The organism is Mycobacterium sp. NPDC003323 (assembly GCF_053589535.1).
The window spans coordinates 127,628-143,983 of record NZ_JBSFSB010000002.1; the positions used below are offsets into that span (position 1 = coordinate 127,628).

Sequence of the window (16,356 nt, forward strand, 5' to 3'; positions counted from 1 at the left end):
CCTAGACCGGATCGAATCCGGAGATCAGCCAGCGGTCACCCTGCTTCTCCATCGTCACCCGCACGCTGGAGGCGGTGTCGGTGGGCGCATCCGTGCCGACGACCACGGTCTGGTTGACGAAGACCAGCACGACGGCCTTTTCCGGGTCCGCCGACACCGATGCGGCAGCGGGAACCGTTGCCACCGCGGAGATCTGCTTCTCCTTGGCGCCGGGGATCACCACATTGGTGGTCAGATCGGTGTAGGCCGCGGCGAACTCGCCGGTGAGCAGGGCGCGGGCATCGGTGAGCTGTTGTTCGACGGTGTCCGGCTTGTAGGACAGCAGAGCGATGGTGCTGTCCTTGGCGACCTGTACCGACTCGTCGCGCGCCAGATCACCGTCGCGGATCGAGTTGTCCTCGAATTTCAGATAACCGGCGACCAGCGCCAGGATCAACGCCACCCCCGGCAGGATGCCATAGGCCAGCACGCGACCCCACTGGACACCGCGCTTGGCGGGTGCCGCGGCAGGTTCGGTCGACTCGACCGTGTCTTCGTCGACAGCCTCATCGATTTCCACGGCCGTCGGCTCGACGTCGGCGGCGGTGGTCTCTTCGGGCTCGGGCTTGTTCTCGGTCACGGGACGAACTCCACGTTGGCAACCTTCACCTGGTCTTCACCGATGTCCTGCACGGTGACCCGCATCCGCCACAGTCTCGGTTGTTGTTCGGCGGCACCGGCGTTGGAGGTCTGGACGGTCACCGCGACCAGCACGCGCGCTTCGGTGTCGGAATAGGTCTCCAGCCCGGCCTCGGTCACCGAGCCGACGGATTTCGACTGTGCCTGCTTGACGACCTCGATGAACGGACCGGCGCGCTGCTGGAAATCGTCGTAGAACGTGCCGGTGGCCGAATCGAGGATGCGCTGTACGTCGGCCTCGGCGCGCTCGAAGTCGATGGTGGTCAGGTTGATCGCGCCTTGCCTGCCGACCTGGAGGAACAGCTCCCGCTTGGCGTCGAGTTGTTGTGACTCATAGGTCCGGTACCCCATCCAGCCGACCAGGGCCGCCAGCGCGACGACCACGACGAGTCCCAGGATGGTGGCCAGCCGCACATGCGAGATTCCCGCACCGGCCGCGGCGGCCTCGGCCTTGTCGATGTCCTCGGCGTCCGATGTCGCGTCTTCCACGACACCGTCCTCGGTGCCGTCCTCGATCGTCGGTGAGGTTTCGGTTGCGGACTCGCTCACTTCCCCGGTGGGGGTAGCAGCATCGTCTGCCATGTTTGCTCCTCGTTCGCGGTGCGAGCCAGATTCGACTGGGTGTACACCTTGCCGTCCGGTCCAACGTACGTGCCGCTGGTCGGGTCGTACTCGGCGGCCGCGAGCGGCGGCGGTGCCGGCGCCGGCGCGGGTGCCGTTTCTGCAGGTGGCGGCGGCACGGTACCCGGTCGCAGCTGGGGGACGGCCTGTCCGGACAGCGTGGCGTTCGGGTCGCCCTTCCAGTTGTTGCCGTCGTTGAGCGGCACGTAGGTCTCGTCGCTCTCGCACATCGCGGCGCTGGGGGCACGCTTCCCCGGCACCGTGATACACGGCAGGTTCCGGGCGCCGCGGACGTTGTTCGGCGAGTCCTGCGGGATGCGGCAGTACAGGTCACCGGCCGGGCGGTCCGGGTAGTCCTCCAGCGACGGTGCACGCTGCTGCTGGGCGGGCAGGAAGCCGGTGGTACAGGTCGGCGGCAGATTCAGGTTCAGATTGAAGTTCAGGTACGCGCCCTTGTAGTCCTGCTTGGTGTGCCGGTTGGCGGTACCGGTCGCCTGCGTGGTCGCGGTGCCTTGCGGCAGCAACACCAGCAGTTGCTCCAGGGCCGGCTGATACGCGATCGCCACCTCGTTCACGTTCACCAGATTGGCCAGCACGATCGGCAGGGTCGGCTGCAGCCGATCCAGCAGCGCCCGGACCTCTTCGGCCGCACCGGGTCCGCGTTCCAGCAGGCCGCGCACCGCATCGTCGTGGTCGCGCAGTTCGGCGGTGACGGTGGCCAGATTCGACGCCCACGCGCGGATGGAGCCCGCGGTGTCGGTCTGGGTGTCCAGCACCGGCTTGGACTGATCGATCAGCGCGGTCAGCGGATCCAGGTTGGCGCGGGCATCGATGGCCAGCGCCGTGGAACCCTTGACCAGCCGGTTCAGATCCGGGCCCAGCCCGCCGACCGCGAGGTAGGCCTCGTCGACCGCGGTGCGCAGGTTGTCCCCCGGAATCGCCTGCAGGCCACGGTTGGTCGCATCGAGCAGGGTGTTGACGTCCATCGGCACCGAGGTGCGATCCAGCGGGATGACGTCGCCGTCACGCAGTTCCGGGCCGGCGCCACTGCGTGGCAGCAGTTCGACGAACAGCTCGCCGACCGCGGTCTGGCTGTGCACCTGCGCGTCCAGGTCGGCCGGGATCGGCACGTCGGACTCCAGCGAGAGCAACGCCTCGACGGTGCCGTTATCAGTCAGACCCACCTTCTCGACGCGGCCCACCTGCGACCCGCGGTAGGTGACATTGGCGCGCTCGTACAGGCCACCGGTCTCCGGCAGTTCCACGGTGACGCGGTAGTGCCCGGCCCCGAAGAGCAGATTCGGCAGGCGCATATAGCTGAAGGCCATGATGCCGATCGCGATGATCGAGATGGCGATGAAGACCGCCATCTGCATGAGGATTCGTCTGGTCAGCACCATGTCAACGCCCCTGATCCCAACGGTACGGCGCGACAAGCGGATTCACCGCGGTGTATGGGCTGGGCAGCTGGCCGATGGTGCGGCCCCACTGCATCTCCAGCTCGGTGAGGTCGCCCTCCCACCGAGTCCCGGTGAACAGACCCTGGTCCATCCGGCTCAACGTCAGGTCGACGACCAGGGTCAGGTTCGCGTAGTCACCGCGCATCCAGTTGGTGATCGTCTCCTTCGGGAACGGGTAGGTGGTCAAAAAGCTCAACCCGCGGGTCAGCGCCGGACCGGCATCGGCCAGCGATTCCAGGGTCGGGCCGAGGGCCTTGAGCTCCGCGACGAGCGCCTCCCGGGTCTGGTTCGTCGAGTCGGCGGCGAGCGCGCTGAACCGGCCGAGTTGCACGAGCGCCTCGGCGAGTATCTCGCGCTGGTCCTTGAGCACCTCCAACGCCTCGGGAAGCGTCTGCAACGCCTTGTCCACCACCGGTTTCTGTTCGGCAACCTGACCGACCAGAGAGTTCAGGCTCTCGGCCGCGGCGATGATGTCGTCCTTCTGATCGTTGTTGTAGGCGATGAACTTGTCGAGCTGCTCGATCAGGCTGCGCAGGTCGGCTTCCCGCCCGGTGAAGGCCTGACTGAAGGCCGCGGTGATGTCCTGCACGTTGCCCAGCCCACCGCCGTTGAGCAGCAACGAGATCGCGGCCAGCGTCTGCTCGGTGGTCGGATAGGCGCCGCTGTGCTCCAGCGGGATCACCGCACCGGCCTGCAACCGGCCCTCGGGCTCGGCGGGCGCGGCCAACTCGATGTGCTGAGATCCGAGCAGGCTGGTCTGACCGAGTGTCGCCGTCGCATTGGCGGGCAGCACCACATCGGCGTTGAGGCTCATGGTGACCAGTGCGTGCCAGCCCTGACGTTCGATACCGGTGACGTTGCCGACGGTCACATCGTTGACCCGCACCCGTGAGTTCGGAGACAGGTGGTCGATATCGGGCATCTGCGCCTGAATGGTGTATGAGCCGGGGCCGCGGCCCTCCACGCCCGGCAGCGCCACCGAGTTCAGGCCCTTCCACTCACACCCCGTCGCGGTGGCCGCGGCGGCGATCACCAGGGCCACAGCGGCGATGTCGGCGCGCCTCATGATCCGGCTCCCGGCGGCACCATCAGACCCGACAGCCCGTCGGCCGGATTCGTGGGTGCGGCCATCTCGGCCGCCAACGGCGGACCGGGCAGCGGCCCACCCGGATTCGCCGGCGGCGCGGCGGGCGGCGGCGGACCGGCAGGCGGGATGTAATCCGGCCGCAACCAATCCTCGCTCCAGGTCAGCTCATTCGGCCGCGCCGACGCGGTGACGCCGAGGTTCTGGCCGATCGGCAGGAAGTTGTACTGCCGGTTCTTGACGATCGGCGCAAGGTACTGCACGCAGAGTTTCGCCGACTGTTCTGCGCCCATCCGCGAGGCCGCCTGCACCGCACCGCACAGGAAGTTGATCGGATTGGCGAAGTTGTTGATCACCGGGACGCTGGAGACCGCGCCCTGAGCGGGTTGGTAGATGTTGATGTAATTCTGGAACGTCGTCGGTGCGACGTGCAGGAACTGCTTGACGTCGGCCAGGCTGTCGTTGAGCGCCTGGGTCACCCCAGCGAGCTTGTCCGATGTGGTGCCGAGGCTTTCGCGGTTCTCGGCGACAAAGTTCTGCACCAGGCCGACGGTGTCGGACAGATCCTGAATGGCGGTGCCGACCTCGTCGGGGTTGTCGGCCAGGGTGCCGGTGACCGAGGCGAGGTTCTGGTTCAGCGCTCGCATCACATCGGTGCTGTCCTGCAGCGCCGACACCAGGATGGACAGGTTCTTCACCGTGGCGAACACATCGGTGCTGTGATCACCCACCGCCGAGATCGCCTGGGACAGTTTGACCAACGTGGCGCGGATGTCGGCGCCCTGACCGCGCAGGTTGTCCGCGGCGGTGTTGATGAACGCCCCGAGCTCGCTGACGCCCCCGGGCTCGGTCGGCTGCAGCGTCTCGGTGATGCGGTGCAGCTGCTCGCGGACATCGTCGTATTCGACCGGGACCACGGTGCGGTCCTGGCTGATGACGGCGTTGTCCTGCAACACCGGTCCCTCGGAATAGGTCGGGGTCAGCTGAATGGCGCGCGAGGTCACCAGCATCGGCGACAGGATGGCTGCATTGACGTTCTCGGGCACCTTGTGGCTGCCGTCGTACCAGAACGAGATCTTGACCCGCTCGGGCTCGGGCTCGATCTTCTCGATCCGGCCGACCGGCACCCCGAGGATCACCACATCGTCACCGACGAAGATGCCGTTGCTGCTGTCGAAATAGGCGACGACGTTGACCCGGTTGAGGGTCTCGGTGGTGCGCACCACCAGATAGATGCCCGCGGCCAGGATCGCGACGAGCACCAGGGCCAACGTGACGCGTCCGGCGTTGTGCCGCGACGGTGCTGACGATGTGGTCACTGGCCTGCTCCCGGTTGTGCGCCGGTCCCGTGTGTGACGGGTTCACCGGGGGCGGGTACGAACACCGGCCCGGGCGGGGTCGGCGTGGACGCCAGACCCGGCGGGGCGATGGCCGGCGGGCCCGGCGGCGGCCCGCCCGGCGGCGGTGCGGGCGGCGGTTCGCGGTACGGGTAGCAGCCGGTCGGGCCGGGCAGCGGGATTCCCGGTGGGCCACAACCGAGATCGCCCGGGTTGCCGGTGATGGCGTCGGGCAGGGTCAAGCGCGGTTCGCCGCCCTGTCCGGTACGCGGGTACGGAAGCGGCATCGCCGGGGTGCCCGGCTGGCCGACCTGCGGATCGGTGCGCTCCGAGGGGAGCAGCACGTTGGGGTCCAGGCCCAGATCGGAGAACGCGGCGTCGATGAAGGGCTGCACGAACTGGCCGGGCAGCAGGTTGGCCACGTAGGACTTGAAGAACGGTCCGCCCGAGACGGATTCGCCCAGCGACATCGCGTAGTCACTCATCAGCTTCAACGACCGCTGCAACCGATCCTTGCGGTTGTCCAGCATGGTGAGTACACCGTTGAGCTTGTCGATGGCCGGCTTGAGGGTCTCGTCGTTCTCGGCGATCAGGCCCTGCAACTGGCGGCTCAGCGCCGAGATGTTGCCCGAGATCGCGTCCAGCGCCGCGGTCTGCGTGCGCAGTTCGGCCAGCAGCGCATTGCTGCTGCGCACCAGCGTGACGATCTGATCGCTGCGCTCGGCGAGCACCGTGGTGGCCTTGTTGGCATTGCCCAGCAGACTGCGCAGTTCGGCGTCACGTTCGTTGAGTGTCTCGGAGAACCGCGACACGCCCTCGATCGCCACCCGCAGTTCTGGCGGGGTCTCGGCGAAGGTTTCCGACAGCACCCGCAGCGAGTCGGAGAGCTGGTCGGTGTTCAATCCGCTGATGGTCGAGGCCAGATCGCCCAGGGCATCGGGCAATTGGTAGGCCGGCGTGGTGCGGTCCATGGGGATGGTGCCCTCTTGCCAACCCTCACCGCGCGGGGTGACCTCCAGGTACTTGGTGCCCAGCAGGCTCTTGGTCTTGACCGCGGCCTCGCTGCGGTCACCGATGCGCACACCGTTGTCGATCTTGAAGCTGACCAGCACCTGCTGGCCCTGCAACTCGACACCCGAGACGTGGCCCACCCGCATACCGGAGACCTGCACGGCGGCACCGTCGCGGATACCACCGGCTTCGGCGAAGAACGCCGAGTAGTCACGGCCGCGGTCCAGGAACGGCAGCTTGTCGTAGTTCAGCGCGCCCAGGATGATCGCGGTGATGACGGTCAATCCGATTGCGCCGACCACCATCTGGTTACGTTCAGCGAAGGACTTCATCGCGGGGTGCACCTCCCGCTGTTCTGCCCGGCGGCCTTGACGTACACCGGCTGGCCACCCTTGCCATTGAGCTTGAGCACGATATCGCAGAGGTAGAAGCTGAAGAAGTCACCGTAGATGCCCTGGCGCGCCAACGCCTGGTAGGCGTCGGGCAGCGTGTTGATCAGGTTGTCGAAGTAGTCCGCGTCGGCGACGACGATGCCTGCGGCGCGGTCGGTTTCGGTGACGGTCTTGGTCAGCGGGGGCCGCGCCTGATCCAGCAGTTCGGCGATGCTGCCGGCCGCCTCGCTGACGTAGGCGACACCGTTGGCGATGTCGGTGCGGCGCGCGGCCAGCCCGTCGACCAGCTGGCTCAGTCCGTCGACGCCCTTGGCGAACTGCTCGTTCTGGTCGCCGAGGGAGCCCATCACGGTGTTGAGGTTGACGATGACCTCTCCGATCAGCTGGTCACGGTCGGCCAGCGTGTTGGTCAGTGCGGCGGTCTGGTTCAGAAACGACCCGATGGTCGCGCCCTGACCCTGCAGCGCGCTGATCAGGGTGCCCGACAGCGCGTTGATCTGATCGGGTTCCAGCGCCTTGAACAACGGCCGGAAACCACCGATCAGCGCGTCCAGATCCAGCGCAGGGGCGGTGCGCGCCAACGGGATCGTGGACCCGGGCTGCAACCGGCCGGTGTCCCCGGCGCCCTCCTGCAGGCCCAGGTACCGGCCGCCGATCAGGTCGTCGTAGCGGATGACCGCACGGGTTCCCTGGGTCAGCACCACCGACGAGTCGGCGGTGAAGTTGACCAGCACCGTGCCGTCGTCGCGGATGTGCATGTCGCCGACCTTGCCGACCTCGACACCGGCGATGCGGACGAAGTCGCCGGGCTCCATGCCGCTGACATTGGTGAATTCGGCCTTGTAGTTCTGTTCCGTCTCACCGAAGCGCAACTGCGAGAAGATCGCGAACAGCCCGAAGACACCCAGCAGGCACACTGCCAGGAAGATGGTGAGCCGCCAGATGGCGCCTCCCAAGTTGTCTTTCATGACGGGTTGTTTCTCCTAGTGCTGGTTCGGTGGATCAGGACGGCGGGCCGGGTGCGGCCGGAACTGGTAGCGGTTGCGGCGGCAGCGGGGTCGGCTGCACACCGGGGTTGGTCACGATGAACGGTTCCGAGCCGGGCCGCGGGCCGGGGTCACGCGGCGCCCCCGGTGGCGGGGCCGGCGGCAGTCCCGGCCACAGCGGGGTCCCGTCGGGCGCGTACAGCTGGGCACCGTAGGCCGGTGCGCCCGGGTACGGGATCGGGCCGATCGCCGGGCCGCCGAAGGTGTTGCGGATGCTCGGTGGTTCCGGAACCGCACGGGTGACGGGCAACCAGTTGCCGTAGAACGGGAACGAGATGCCCGGGTTGGGCCGCCAGTCGATACCGCTGCCGAAGCCGGTGTTGGTGACCAGCTGGCGCACCGGCCAGTTCTCGTCGACGTTGGGCAGCGAGCCGCAGCTGGGTTTGCCACCGGGGCCGCCCTTGGCACCGACGATCGGCAGATGCCGCGGGTAGGCGTACGGGTCGTCGCCCAGCATCAGCGCGGTGTCGAGGATGAAGGACTTGCCGTTGCCGCCGGTGGCGTCGTAACCACCGTGGTCGAGCAGGTACTTCGCGCCGGTCAGCAGACAGGTGTAGGTCGGGCTGTACTTGAACAGCAGGTCCGTCGTCGGCTGCAGCGTGTTGACGGCCTTGATCAGGTTGGCCTGGTTCGGCGCCAGCAGCTCGATGCCCTTGTTGGACAGACCCGTGGTGGCCAGCAGCAGCGCGTCGAGCTGTCGGGCGTTGCTGCTGATGGTGGTCGCGGTGGTGCTGGCGGCGTCCAGGGTGGCCAGGATGTCCTGTGCCGCAGCGCTGTAGGCGTCACTGAAGCCGGCCAGCGCCTGCCAGTCCTCGCGGATGGTGTCAGTGCGGGCGTTGAGCGCCATCAGCACCTGGTTGGCGTCGGTGGTGGCCCGGCCGATGGTTTCGCCGCGTCCGCGCACACCCTCGGCCAGCGCGGACAGCGTGCTGTTCAGCTTCGCGGTGTCCACCTGGTCGAGCACCCCGACGAGGTTCTCGAAGACGGTGTTGACCTCGGTGGTGACGTTCTGCGACTCCAGGATCTGGCCGGATTGCAGCCGTTCGGCGCTGGGGTTGTCCGGGTAGACCAGGTCGACGAACTTGGCGCCGAAGATGGTGGTCGACCGGATCCTGGCCTCGACATTGGCGGGGATGAAACGGATCTGGTCGGGATCGATGTCCAGGCGCAGCTTGACCGGTGACGCGCTCTCGGAGTCGCCGCCGCTGATCGCGGCGACCTTGCCGACCTGCACGCCCCGCAGTTTCACCTTGGCGTTGGTCTCCATCACCAGACCGGACCGGTCGGAGGTGAGGGTGACCGGGACCGTGCTGCGCAGGCTGCCTGTGAACAGCGAATACGACAGCCAGATCGAGGCGATGACGAACACCACCAGCAGCAGCGTCCACCAGCCGGGGGCGATTCCTGAGTTGCGTTTCGTGGCTGCCATGTCAACCGGCCAGATTGAAGTTGCCGGACTGTCCGTACACCGCAAGCGAAATCATCACGACGACGAACGCGGAGATCACCAGGGAGGTCCGCACCGCGCGGCCGACGGCCTCGCCCACACCGGCCGGGCCGCCGCTGGCGGTGAACCCGTAATAGGTGTGCACCAGCATGATCACGATCGCCATGGCGATGGACTGCACGAACGACCAGATGAGATCGATCGGGTTGAGGAACGTGTCGAAGTAGTGGTCGTAGACACCGCTGGACTGCCCATAGATCACGGTCGTACCGATCTTGGCCGCGTAGAACGACATCAGCACGCCCACGCAGTACAGCGGGATGACCACGATGACACCGGCGATGACCCGACTCGACGCCAGATAGGCGATGCTGCGGATGCCGATGACCTCCAGCGCATCGATCTCCTCGTTGATGCGCATGGCGCCCAGTTGCGCGGTCGCGCCGGCGCCGATGGTGGCCGACAACGCGATAGCGGTGGTGGCCGGTGCGATGAGGCGCACGTTGAAGAACGCCGAGGCGAAACCGGTCAGCGCCTCGACACCGATCTCGGAGAACTGGTTGTAACCCTGCACGGCGACCAGCGCACCGGTACTGACCGTCAGGAAGCCGACGATCGCGACCGTGCCGCCGATGATCGCCAAAGCGCCGGTGCCCAGCCCCATCTGGGCGATCAGCCGGATCAGTTCCTTCGGATAACGGATGAAGACGTCACCGATGGAGACCAGGGTGCGGCCGAAGAACTGCGTCTGCTCACCGACCTGATTCCAGGAATCGACGACACTGCTCACGCCCCGTTTGACCCGGTGCCCCACCATGCTCGTCACATCGTCGCCTTTACGCCCACCGCGGTCGCGACCACGTTGATGGCGAACAACGCCATGAAGGTGAACACCACGGTCTCGTTGACGGCGTTACCGACACCGGCCGGGCCACCGCCCACCGAAATGCCCTTGTAGCAGGCGATCAGACCGGCGGTCAGACCGAACAGGGCGGCCTTGACCAGCGCGATCATCACGTCCGACGGCCCGGTGATGAGCGTCAGACCGGCGATGAAGGCACCCGGTGACACGTGCTGGACGTAGACACAGAACAGGTAGGCACCGGTGAGCCCGACCAGCACCACTGTCGCCGACAATGCCAGCGACACGGTCGTGGCGGCAAGCACCCGCGGAATGACCAACGCCTGGATCGGATTCACGCCCATGACGCGCAGGGCGTCGAGTTCCTCGCGGATGGTGCGCGCACCCAGGTCGGCGCACATCGCGGTGGCGCCGGCACCGGCGATCACCAAAACCGTGACGATCGGCCCGATCTGGGTGACGGTGCCCAGCGCGGCACCCGTTCCGGAGAAGTCCGCCGCACCGAACTCAGTGAGCAGGATGTTGAACGTGAACGTCAGCAGGACCGTGTACGGGACGGTGAGCATCAGCGTCGGCAGCAACGAAACCCGTGCCACGAACCACGACTGGAGGATGTATTCCCGCCAGGCGAACGGCGGCCGGAACATCAGGGTGAAGACGTCCAGCGTCATCGAGAAGAAGCCGCCGAAGGACCGTACGGGCTTGGCAACGATGTTGGGGATTGCGTCCTGCGCAGCCATCAGCGGGTCGACCCCGCGCTGCGCGACATCCGCATAGCCATGCAATCCCTTCGACGATGCCCGCCGACGGCGGGGCCGGCGCAACTCACCCGGTCCGAACACGATATGACCACAGGCCCCGCTATGGATGCGGAAGAACGTACATAAGGAAACTCACAGTCACAACCGGGCCCTCCCCTTGCCGCGAACGCCGTCATGCGGTATCACCGCCGACGACTCCGAGGGCGCGCAGGGAGAATCCTTCGACCCGGGCCCGCGACACCGGGATCTGGGCGGGATCGAAGATCCGGGCCGACGTCAGCTCGCGGCTGACGAGCGCGGCGATCGCGATCGCATCGGATTCGGGATCGGTCAGCGGGAACGATCCGTCGGCCCGGCCGGCGGCCAGGATGGCCGCCAGCGACGACTCGCGGCGTGACCGCGACAGTTCGCGCGCCTGCCGGTATCCCTTGGCCGAGCGCATCTCATCGCAGTCCAGCACGGCCAGATACCGGTGCAGCGTGTGGTCGGAGGCCAGTGTGAACATCTGGTCCAGCCAGGCGTTGAGCTGGGCGACCGGATCCGGGGCGGCGGTGCCGGCGATCTCGTCGAGCCGGGCCGCCAGACGCTGCGTGACCTGGTCCAACATCGCCAGGAACAGGTCGTCCTTGGACTGGAAATACCGGTAGAAGGCGCGACTGGACACCCCGGCGCGGGCCAGGATGGCCGATACCGGGACGGGGCCCTCGTGCGGTTCGGCCAGACAGGCGAAGGTCGCCTCGACAATGCTGTCGCGCTCGTCGACTCCAGGATCCTCGGACGGCACGGTTGGCAGTCTAGAGACCGCCTTTCCGACCCAACCGACCGGTCAGTAACGTGAGTCACAGATCCCGTGTGGATGGCGAGAGGATGCCCGTGAGCACTGCCGACAGCGCACCGCAGACCGTGACGTTCCGTGGCGTCGACGACCTGAACCTCGTCGCCGACGAATGGAACGGCCCCACCGCGACAGAGGACGCCGGGCACACCATCCTGCTGTTGCACGGCGGTGGTCAGAACCGGCATTCCTGGAAGAACACCGGCACCATCCTGGCCTCCCGCGGCAAGCACGTCATCGCCCTGGACAGCCGCGGACACGGGGACAGCGACTACTCCCCCACCGCGAACTACTCGGTGGAGACGCTGAGCGCCGACACACTGCAGGTGCTCTACCAGATCGGCAGGCCGGTGGTGCTCATCGGCGCCAGCATGGGCGGGCTGACCGGCATCCTGGCCGCCCACGAGGCCGGACCCGAGATCGTCACCAAGCTGGTACTCGTCGACGTGGTGCCGCGGTTCGAGAAGGACGGCAGCGCACGCATCCGCGATTTCATGTTCAACCACGTGCACGGGTTCGATTCGCTGGAGCAGGCGGCCGACGCGGTGGCCGCCTACCTGCCGCATCGGCCGAAACCGCGCAGCGTGGAAGGGTTGAAGAAGAACCTGCGACTACGCGACGGGCGGTGGTACTGGCATTGGGATCCGGCCTTCCTCACCAAACCCGGCGATGACCCGTTCGCGCGGGTGGACATGCTGGAGTCCGCGGCCGAGAATCTGAGCGTGCCGATTCTGCTGATCCGCGGAAAGCTCTCCGATGTCGTCTCCGTCGAGGGCGTACAGGACTTCCTGACCAAGGTGCCCTCCGCGGAATTCGTCGAACTGTCCGATGCCGGCCACACCGCCGCCGGTGACGACAACGACGCTTTCACCGACGCCGTCGTCGCCTTCGTCGACAAGTGAGCGATATGACGACCGGTTGCTCGGGCTTTAATTTCCTGGAGCAGCCCGCGCTGCCCGCCCCGCAGATCACCGAAGACCAGGCCACTGAGCTGCTGGCCACCCATTACGCGTTTCGCAAGGCGGTGAGATCGCTTGGCAGTCAACAGGACTGCAACTTCACCGTGATCGAGGAAGGCGTACCGGTGGCGGTGCTCAAGATCGCCAACCCAGCCTTCACCGAGCCCGAACTCACCGCCCAGGACGCCGCGGCCGAACTGATCGCCCGCGCCGAACCGGACCTGCGGGTCGCGGTCCCGCTCGACACCGCCGATGGCCAGAAGTTCGCGGTCGCGGCCGACGGTTCGGGCGCCGGCCAGATCCGGCTGCTGCCCTACCTGTCCGGCGGCACCCTCAACGAGCGCGGGCACCTCCCGCCGCCGGCGGTGGCGGCGCTGGGCGATATCGCGGGTCGGGTCAGCCGGGCGCTGGCCGGGTTCGACCATCCCGGTCTGGACCGGATCGTGCAGTGGGACCTGCGGTATGGCAACAAGGTGGTCGACGAGCTACTGGCCCACGTGCCACGCCGGCACGCCGAGATCGCCGCCGCAGCCCACGCGGCGTGGGACCGGATCACGGCCGTGGCCGGCGATCTACCGCAGCAGGCCGTCCATCTGGATCTCACCGACGCGAACGTCATCGTGGGTCCCTCGGGCGCACCCGACGGCGTCATCGACTTCGGTGACCTCTCGCGGACCTGGGCGGTATCGGAGATCGCGATCACGCTGTCCTCGGTGCTCGGGCATGCGGGCAATGACGCGATGTCGATCCTGCCCGGGCTCAAGGCCTTTCACGCGCTCCGTCCGCTGCAGGCCGCCGAGGCCGAGGCACTGTGGCCGCTGCTCGTGCTGCGCACCGCGGTGCTGATCGTCAGCGGCGCACAGCAGGCCACGCTGGACCCGGACAACACCTACATCACCGACCAGTCCGAGGAAGAGTGGCGGATGTTCGCCGAGGCGACGGCCGTCCCGATGGACGTGATGACGTCGCTCATCCTCACCGAACTCGGTCTGTTCGGTGCGCCGAACCGGCCCGAGGTACAGTGCCGACTGATCTCCGATCTGGATCCCGATCAGGTTGTCGCGCTGGACCTGTCGGACACCCGCGATGACGCGGACGCGCTGGCCGCCGCGGCGGTACGCGACGACGCGAAACTGGTGCTGACCCGATTCGGCAGGCCGCGACTGGGCCGTGCCCCGCTGTTGTCATCGGTCAGCCCGGACGTGGTGGAAACCGGGATCGCCATGTGGCCGGCGGCGACCACCCGGGTGCTGGCACCCTGGGACGGTGAGGTCGTCGACCGTACCGATGACCGGATCACCCTGCGCGGCACCGAATTCGAGTTGACCCTGACCGGTGTCGCATCGAGCACCGCACCCGGACACCTGCACGCCGGAGAGCATCTCGGCGTGATCGGCGCCGACGGCTGGACCCAGCTGGCGGTGCGTCCGGTCGGGGCACCACCGGCACCGCAGTTCACCACCGCGGAGTTGGCGCCGGGCTGGTTGGCGCTGTGCTGTGATCCCAGGACGGTGCTCGGCCTCGACGCGCCGGAGACAGCCCCCGAGCGCGACCTGCTGGCCCGGCGCGACGACAGTTTCGCCTCGGTGCAGGAGCACTACTACCGCACGCCGCCGCAGATCGAACGCGGTCACCGACACCACCTGATGTCCACCGCCGGCCGGGTGTACCTGGACATGGTCAACAACGTCACCGTGCTGGGGCATGCCCACCCGCGGGTGGCCGACGCGGCGTCGCGACAGCTGCGCCGGCTGAACACCAACTCGCGTTTCAACTATGCGGCGGTGGTGGAGTTCAGCGAGCGCATCGCCGCCACCCTGCCGGATGCCCTGGACACCGTGTTCCTGGTCAACTCCGGCTCGGAGGCCAGCGATCTGGCGATCCGGCTGGCCACCGCCTCCACCGGTCGCCGCGATATCGTCGCGGTGCGCGAGGCCTATCACGGCTGGACCTATGCCACCGACGCGGTCTCGACGTCGACGGCGGACAACCCGAATGCGCTGTCCACCCGCCCCGATTGGGTGCACACGGTGGAATCACCGAACAGCTTCCGCGGTAAGTACCGCGGCGCCGAGGCATCGCGGTACGCCGAGGATGCCGTGGCCCAGATCGAGGCGATGGTGGCGGCCGGGCGTCCGCCCGCGGGTTTCATCTGTGAACCGGTGTACGGCAACGCCGGCGGGATGGCGCTGCCCGACGGTTACCTGTCGCAGGTGTATGCGGCCGTCCGCGCGGCCGGCGGAGTCGCGATCGCCGACGAGGTTCAGGTGGGTTACGGCCGTCTGGGCCACTGGTTCTGGGGTTTCCCGCAGCAGCAGGTGGTCCCCGACATCGTGTCGGTGGCCAAGGCGACCGGCAACGGGTATCCGCTGGGCGCGGTGATCACCACCCGCGCCATCGCCGAGGGGTTCCGGTCACAGGGTTACTTCTTCTCCTCGACCGGCGGCAGCCCGCTGTCCTGCGCGATCGGGCTGACCGTGCTCGATGTGCTGCGCGACGAGGGCCTGCAGGAGAACGCGCTTCGCGTCGGCGGGCATCTGAAGGAGCGGTTGCTGGGGCTGCGTGAGAAGCACCCGATCATCGGGACGGTGCACGGGATGGGGCTGTATCTGGGGGTCGAGATGATCCGCGATGCCGACACCCTGGAACCGGCCACCGAGGAGACCATGGCCATCTGCGAGCGGATGTTGGATCTGGGCGTGGTGATCCAGCCGACCGGCGAGCACCAGAACATCCTGAAGACCAAGCCGCCGTTGTGCATCGACGAGGCGGGCGCCGACTTCTACGTCGACATGCTGGACCGCACGCTCACCGAACTCTTCTGATCCACCGCGACCGTGCGCGTCTGCTCCCCGACACGCCGTCGCGCACCGGGAGTTCACGCACGCTCGCGGCCACAAGTCAGGCGTTCTCGGCCTCGGCGAGCCGCTGGTGCAACCGGGCCCGGATGTCATCGGGCGTGTAGGACTTGCGGATGCGTTGATCGCGGGCGACCAGCACGCCGCCGGCCACCACGCCGGCGACACCGGCCAGCCCGACCCACTTCCAGATGCTTCGCATGCAGCGATTGTGCCTAAGCTGCCCACGTGGACGCACACACGGTGGACTTGGCCCGGGCGCTGGAGGAGACCCGCACCGGTGACATCTGGTTGTTCCGGGGTGGCTCCGGACCGGACCGGGCCATCCAGACGCTGACCAACGCCCCGGTCAACCACGTCGGGATGACCGTCGCCATCGACGACCTGCCGCCGCTGATCTGGCACGCCGAACTCGGGCAGAAGCTGCTGGACCTGTGGACCGGAACCCATCACCGCGGGGTCCAGCTCAACGACGCCCGCGCGGTCGTCGAGCGCTGGGTGCACGAGTACGGGCAGCGCTGTTGGCTGCGTCAGCTGACACCACCGGCCAACCGGGAGCAGGAGGACCGGATGCTCAAGGTGATCGCCCGGATGAACGGCACCGCGTTCCCCTCGACGGCCCGGCTGACCGGGCGCTGGCTGCGCGGCCGGCTGCCATTGGTCAGCGACTTCACCCGCGGGCTGCCGATCATCCACCGGAAGGTCCGCGAGTCGGCCGAGCGCGACAAGGTCAGGCGCCGCTCGGCCGGCCTGGAAACGGCCTACTGCGCCGAGACGGTCGCCATCACCTATGAGGAGATGGGTCTGCTGACCACCGAGAAGCGGGAGAACTACTTCGATCCCGGGAAGTTCTGGAGCGGTGACCGGCTGACCTTGGCGCCCGGACACACGCTGGGCGACGAAATCGTCGTCACGGTCGACGGGCCGCCACCCGGCGACTCGATCAGTGCGCGGACATAGTCCCGATCGTGCGCGTTTCGGCCGGGTATAGGCGCCGGTCGTCGC

General features: G+C 67.4%; 15 protein-coding genes. 3 read left to right on the forward strand and 12 right to left on the reverse strand.

Translation table 11 applies throughout. The features are described 5' to 3' along the window. Position 1: 1 nt before the first annotated feature. The 11 genes from ACWDUN_RS07355 to ACWDUN_RS07405 form a co-directional block, all read right to left on the reverse strand. Positions 2-619 carry a hypothetical protein gene (locus tag ACWDUN_RS07355; protein ID WP_449926669.1) on the reverse strand — a complete coding sequence of 206 codons (618 nt, stop codon included), beginning with the start codon at positions 617-619 and terminating at the stop codon, positions 2-4. Beyond that, entirely contained in the window at positions 616-1,260 is a 645-nt protein-coding gene (locus ACWDUN_RS07360) for an Mce protein (protein ID WP_449926672.1), read from the reverse strand. Before ACWDUN_RS07360 ends, ACWDUN_RS07355 begins: the two co-directional genes overlap by 4 nt. Continuing rightward, entirely contained in the window at positions 1,224-2,699 is a 1,476-nt protein-coding gene (locus ACWDUN_RS07365; protein WP_449926675.1) for an MCE family protein, read from the reverse strand. Before ACWDUN_RS07365 ends, ACWDUN_RS07360 begins: the two co-directional genes overlap by 37 nt. A 1-nt stretch (position 2,700) precedes the next feature. Continuing rightward, entirely contained in the window at positions 2,701-3,825 is a 1,125-nt protein-coding gene (locus ACWDUN_RS07370; protein ID WP_449926678.1) for an MCE family protein, read from the reverse strand. Then, on the reverse strand, positions 3,822-5,162 hold the full coding sequence (locus ACWDUN_RS07375) for an MCE family protein (RefSeq protein ID WP_449926681.1): 1,341 nt from the start codon (positions 5,160-5,162) through the stop codon (positions 3,822-3,824). The genes ACWDUN_RS07370 and ACWDUN_RS07375 overlap by 4 nt, the downstream gene beginning before the upstream one ends. Beyond that, positions 5,159-6,523 (reverse strand): MCE family protein, encoded by a 1,365-nt coding sequence (locus tag ACWDUN_RS07380; RefSeq protein ID WP_449926684.1) that lies wholly within the window; start codon positions 6,521-6,523, stop codon positions 5,159-5,161. The genes ACWDUN_RS07375 and ACWDUN_RS07380 overlap by 4 nt, the downstream gene beginning before the upstream one ends. After that, complete coding sequence (locus ACWDUN_RS07385; RefSeq protein WP_449926687.1) at positions 6,520-7,551, reverse strand: virulence factor Mce family protein; 1,032 nt, start codon at positions 7,549-7,551, stop codon at positions 6,520-6,522. The genes ACWDUN_RS07380 and ACWDUN_RS07385 overlap by 4 nt, the downstream gene beginning before the upstream one ends. A gap of 34 nt (positions 7,552-7,585) precedes the next feature. After that, positions 7,586-9,058: an MCE family protein gene (locus tag ACWDUN_RS07390; protein WP_449926690.1), complete on the reverse strand. Its 1,473-nt coding sequence runs from the start codon at positions 9,056-9,058 to the stop codon at positions 7,586-7,588. Position 9,059: 1 nt separating this feature from the next. Then, positions 9,060-9,893, reverse strand: a complete 834-nt coding sequence (locus ACWDUN_RS07395) for an MlaE family ABC transporter permease (protein WP_449927771.1) — start codon at positions 9,891-9,893, stop codon at positions 9,060-9,062. Positions 9,894-9,898: 5 nt separating this feature from the next. Further along, a complete protein-coding gene (locus ACWDUN_RS07400) occupies positions 9,899-10,678 on the reverse strand; it encodes an MlaE family ABC transporter permease (protein ID WP_449927773.1) in 780 nt (259 codons plus the stop codon). A gap of 193 nt (positions 10,679-10,871) precedes the next feature. Continuing rightward, complete coding sequence (locus ACWDUN_RS07405) at positions 10,872-11,483, reverse strand: TetR/AcrR family transcriptional regulator (RefSeq protein ID WP_449926693.1); 612 nt, start codon at positions 11,481-11,483, stop codon at positions 10,872-10,874. An 89-nt stretch (positions 11,484-11,572) separates the two neighbouring features. On the opposite strand from ACWDUN_RS07405, the gene ACWDUN_RS07410 reads away from it, so the two are divergent. After that, on the forward strand, positions 11,573-12,436 hold the full coding sequence (locus ACWDUN_RS07410) for an alpha/beta fold hydrolase (protein WP_449926696.1): 864 nt from the start codon (positions 11,573-11,575) through the stop codon (positions 12,434-12,436). A 5-nt stretch (positions 12,437-12,441) separates the two neighbouring features. Beyond that, complete coding sequence (locus tag ACWDUN_RS07415; protein WP_449926699.1) at positions 12,442-15,318, forward strand: aminotransferase; 2,877 nt, start codon at positions 12,442-12,444, stop codon at positions 15,316-15,318. 76 nt (positions 15,319-15,394) lie between these two features. Here the strand turns inward: ACWDUN_RS07415 and ACWDUN_RS07420 are convergent, their stop codons facing one another. After that, on the reverse strand, positions 15,395-15,553 hold the full coding sequence (locus tag ACWDUN_RS07420) for a hypothetical protein (RefSeq protein ID WP_449926702.1): 159 nt from the start codon (positions 15,551-15,553) through the stop codon (positions 15,395-15,397). A gap of 26 nt (positions 15,554-15,579) precedes the next feature. Here ACWDUN_RS07420 and ACWDUN_RS07425 point away from each other — a divergent pair, with 26 nt between their 5' ends. Next, positions 15,580-16,311, forward strand: coding sequence for a guanylate cyclase (locus ACWDUN_RS07425; RefSeq protein WP_449926705.1), 732 nt, complete (start codon positions 15,580-15,582; stop codon positions 16,309-16,311). The last annotated feature ends 45 nt before the right edge of the window (positions 16,312-16,356 follow it).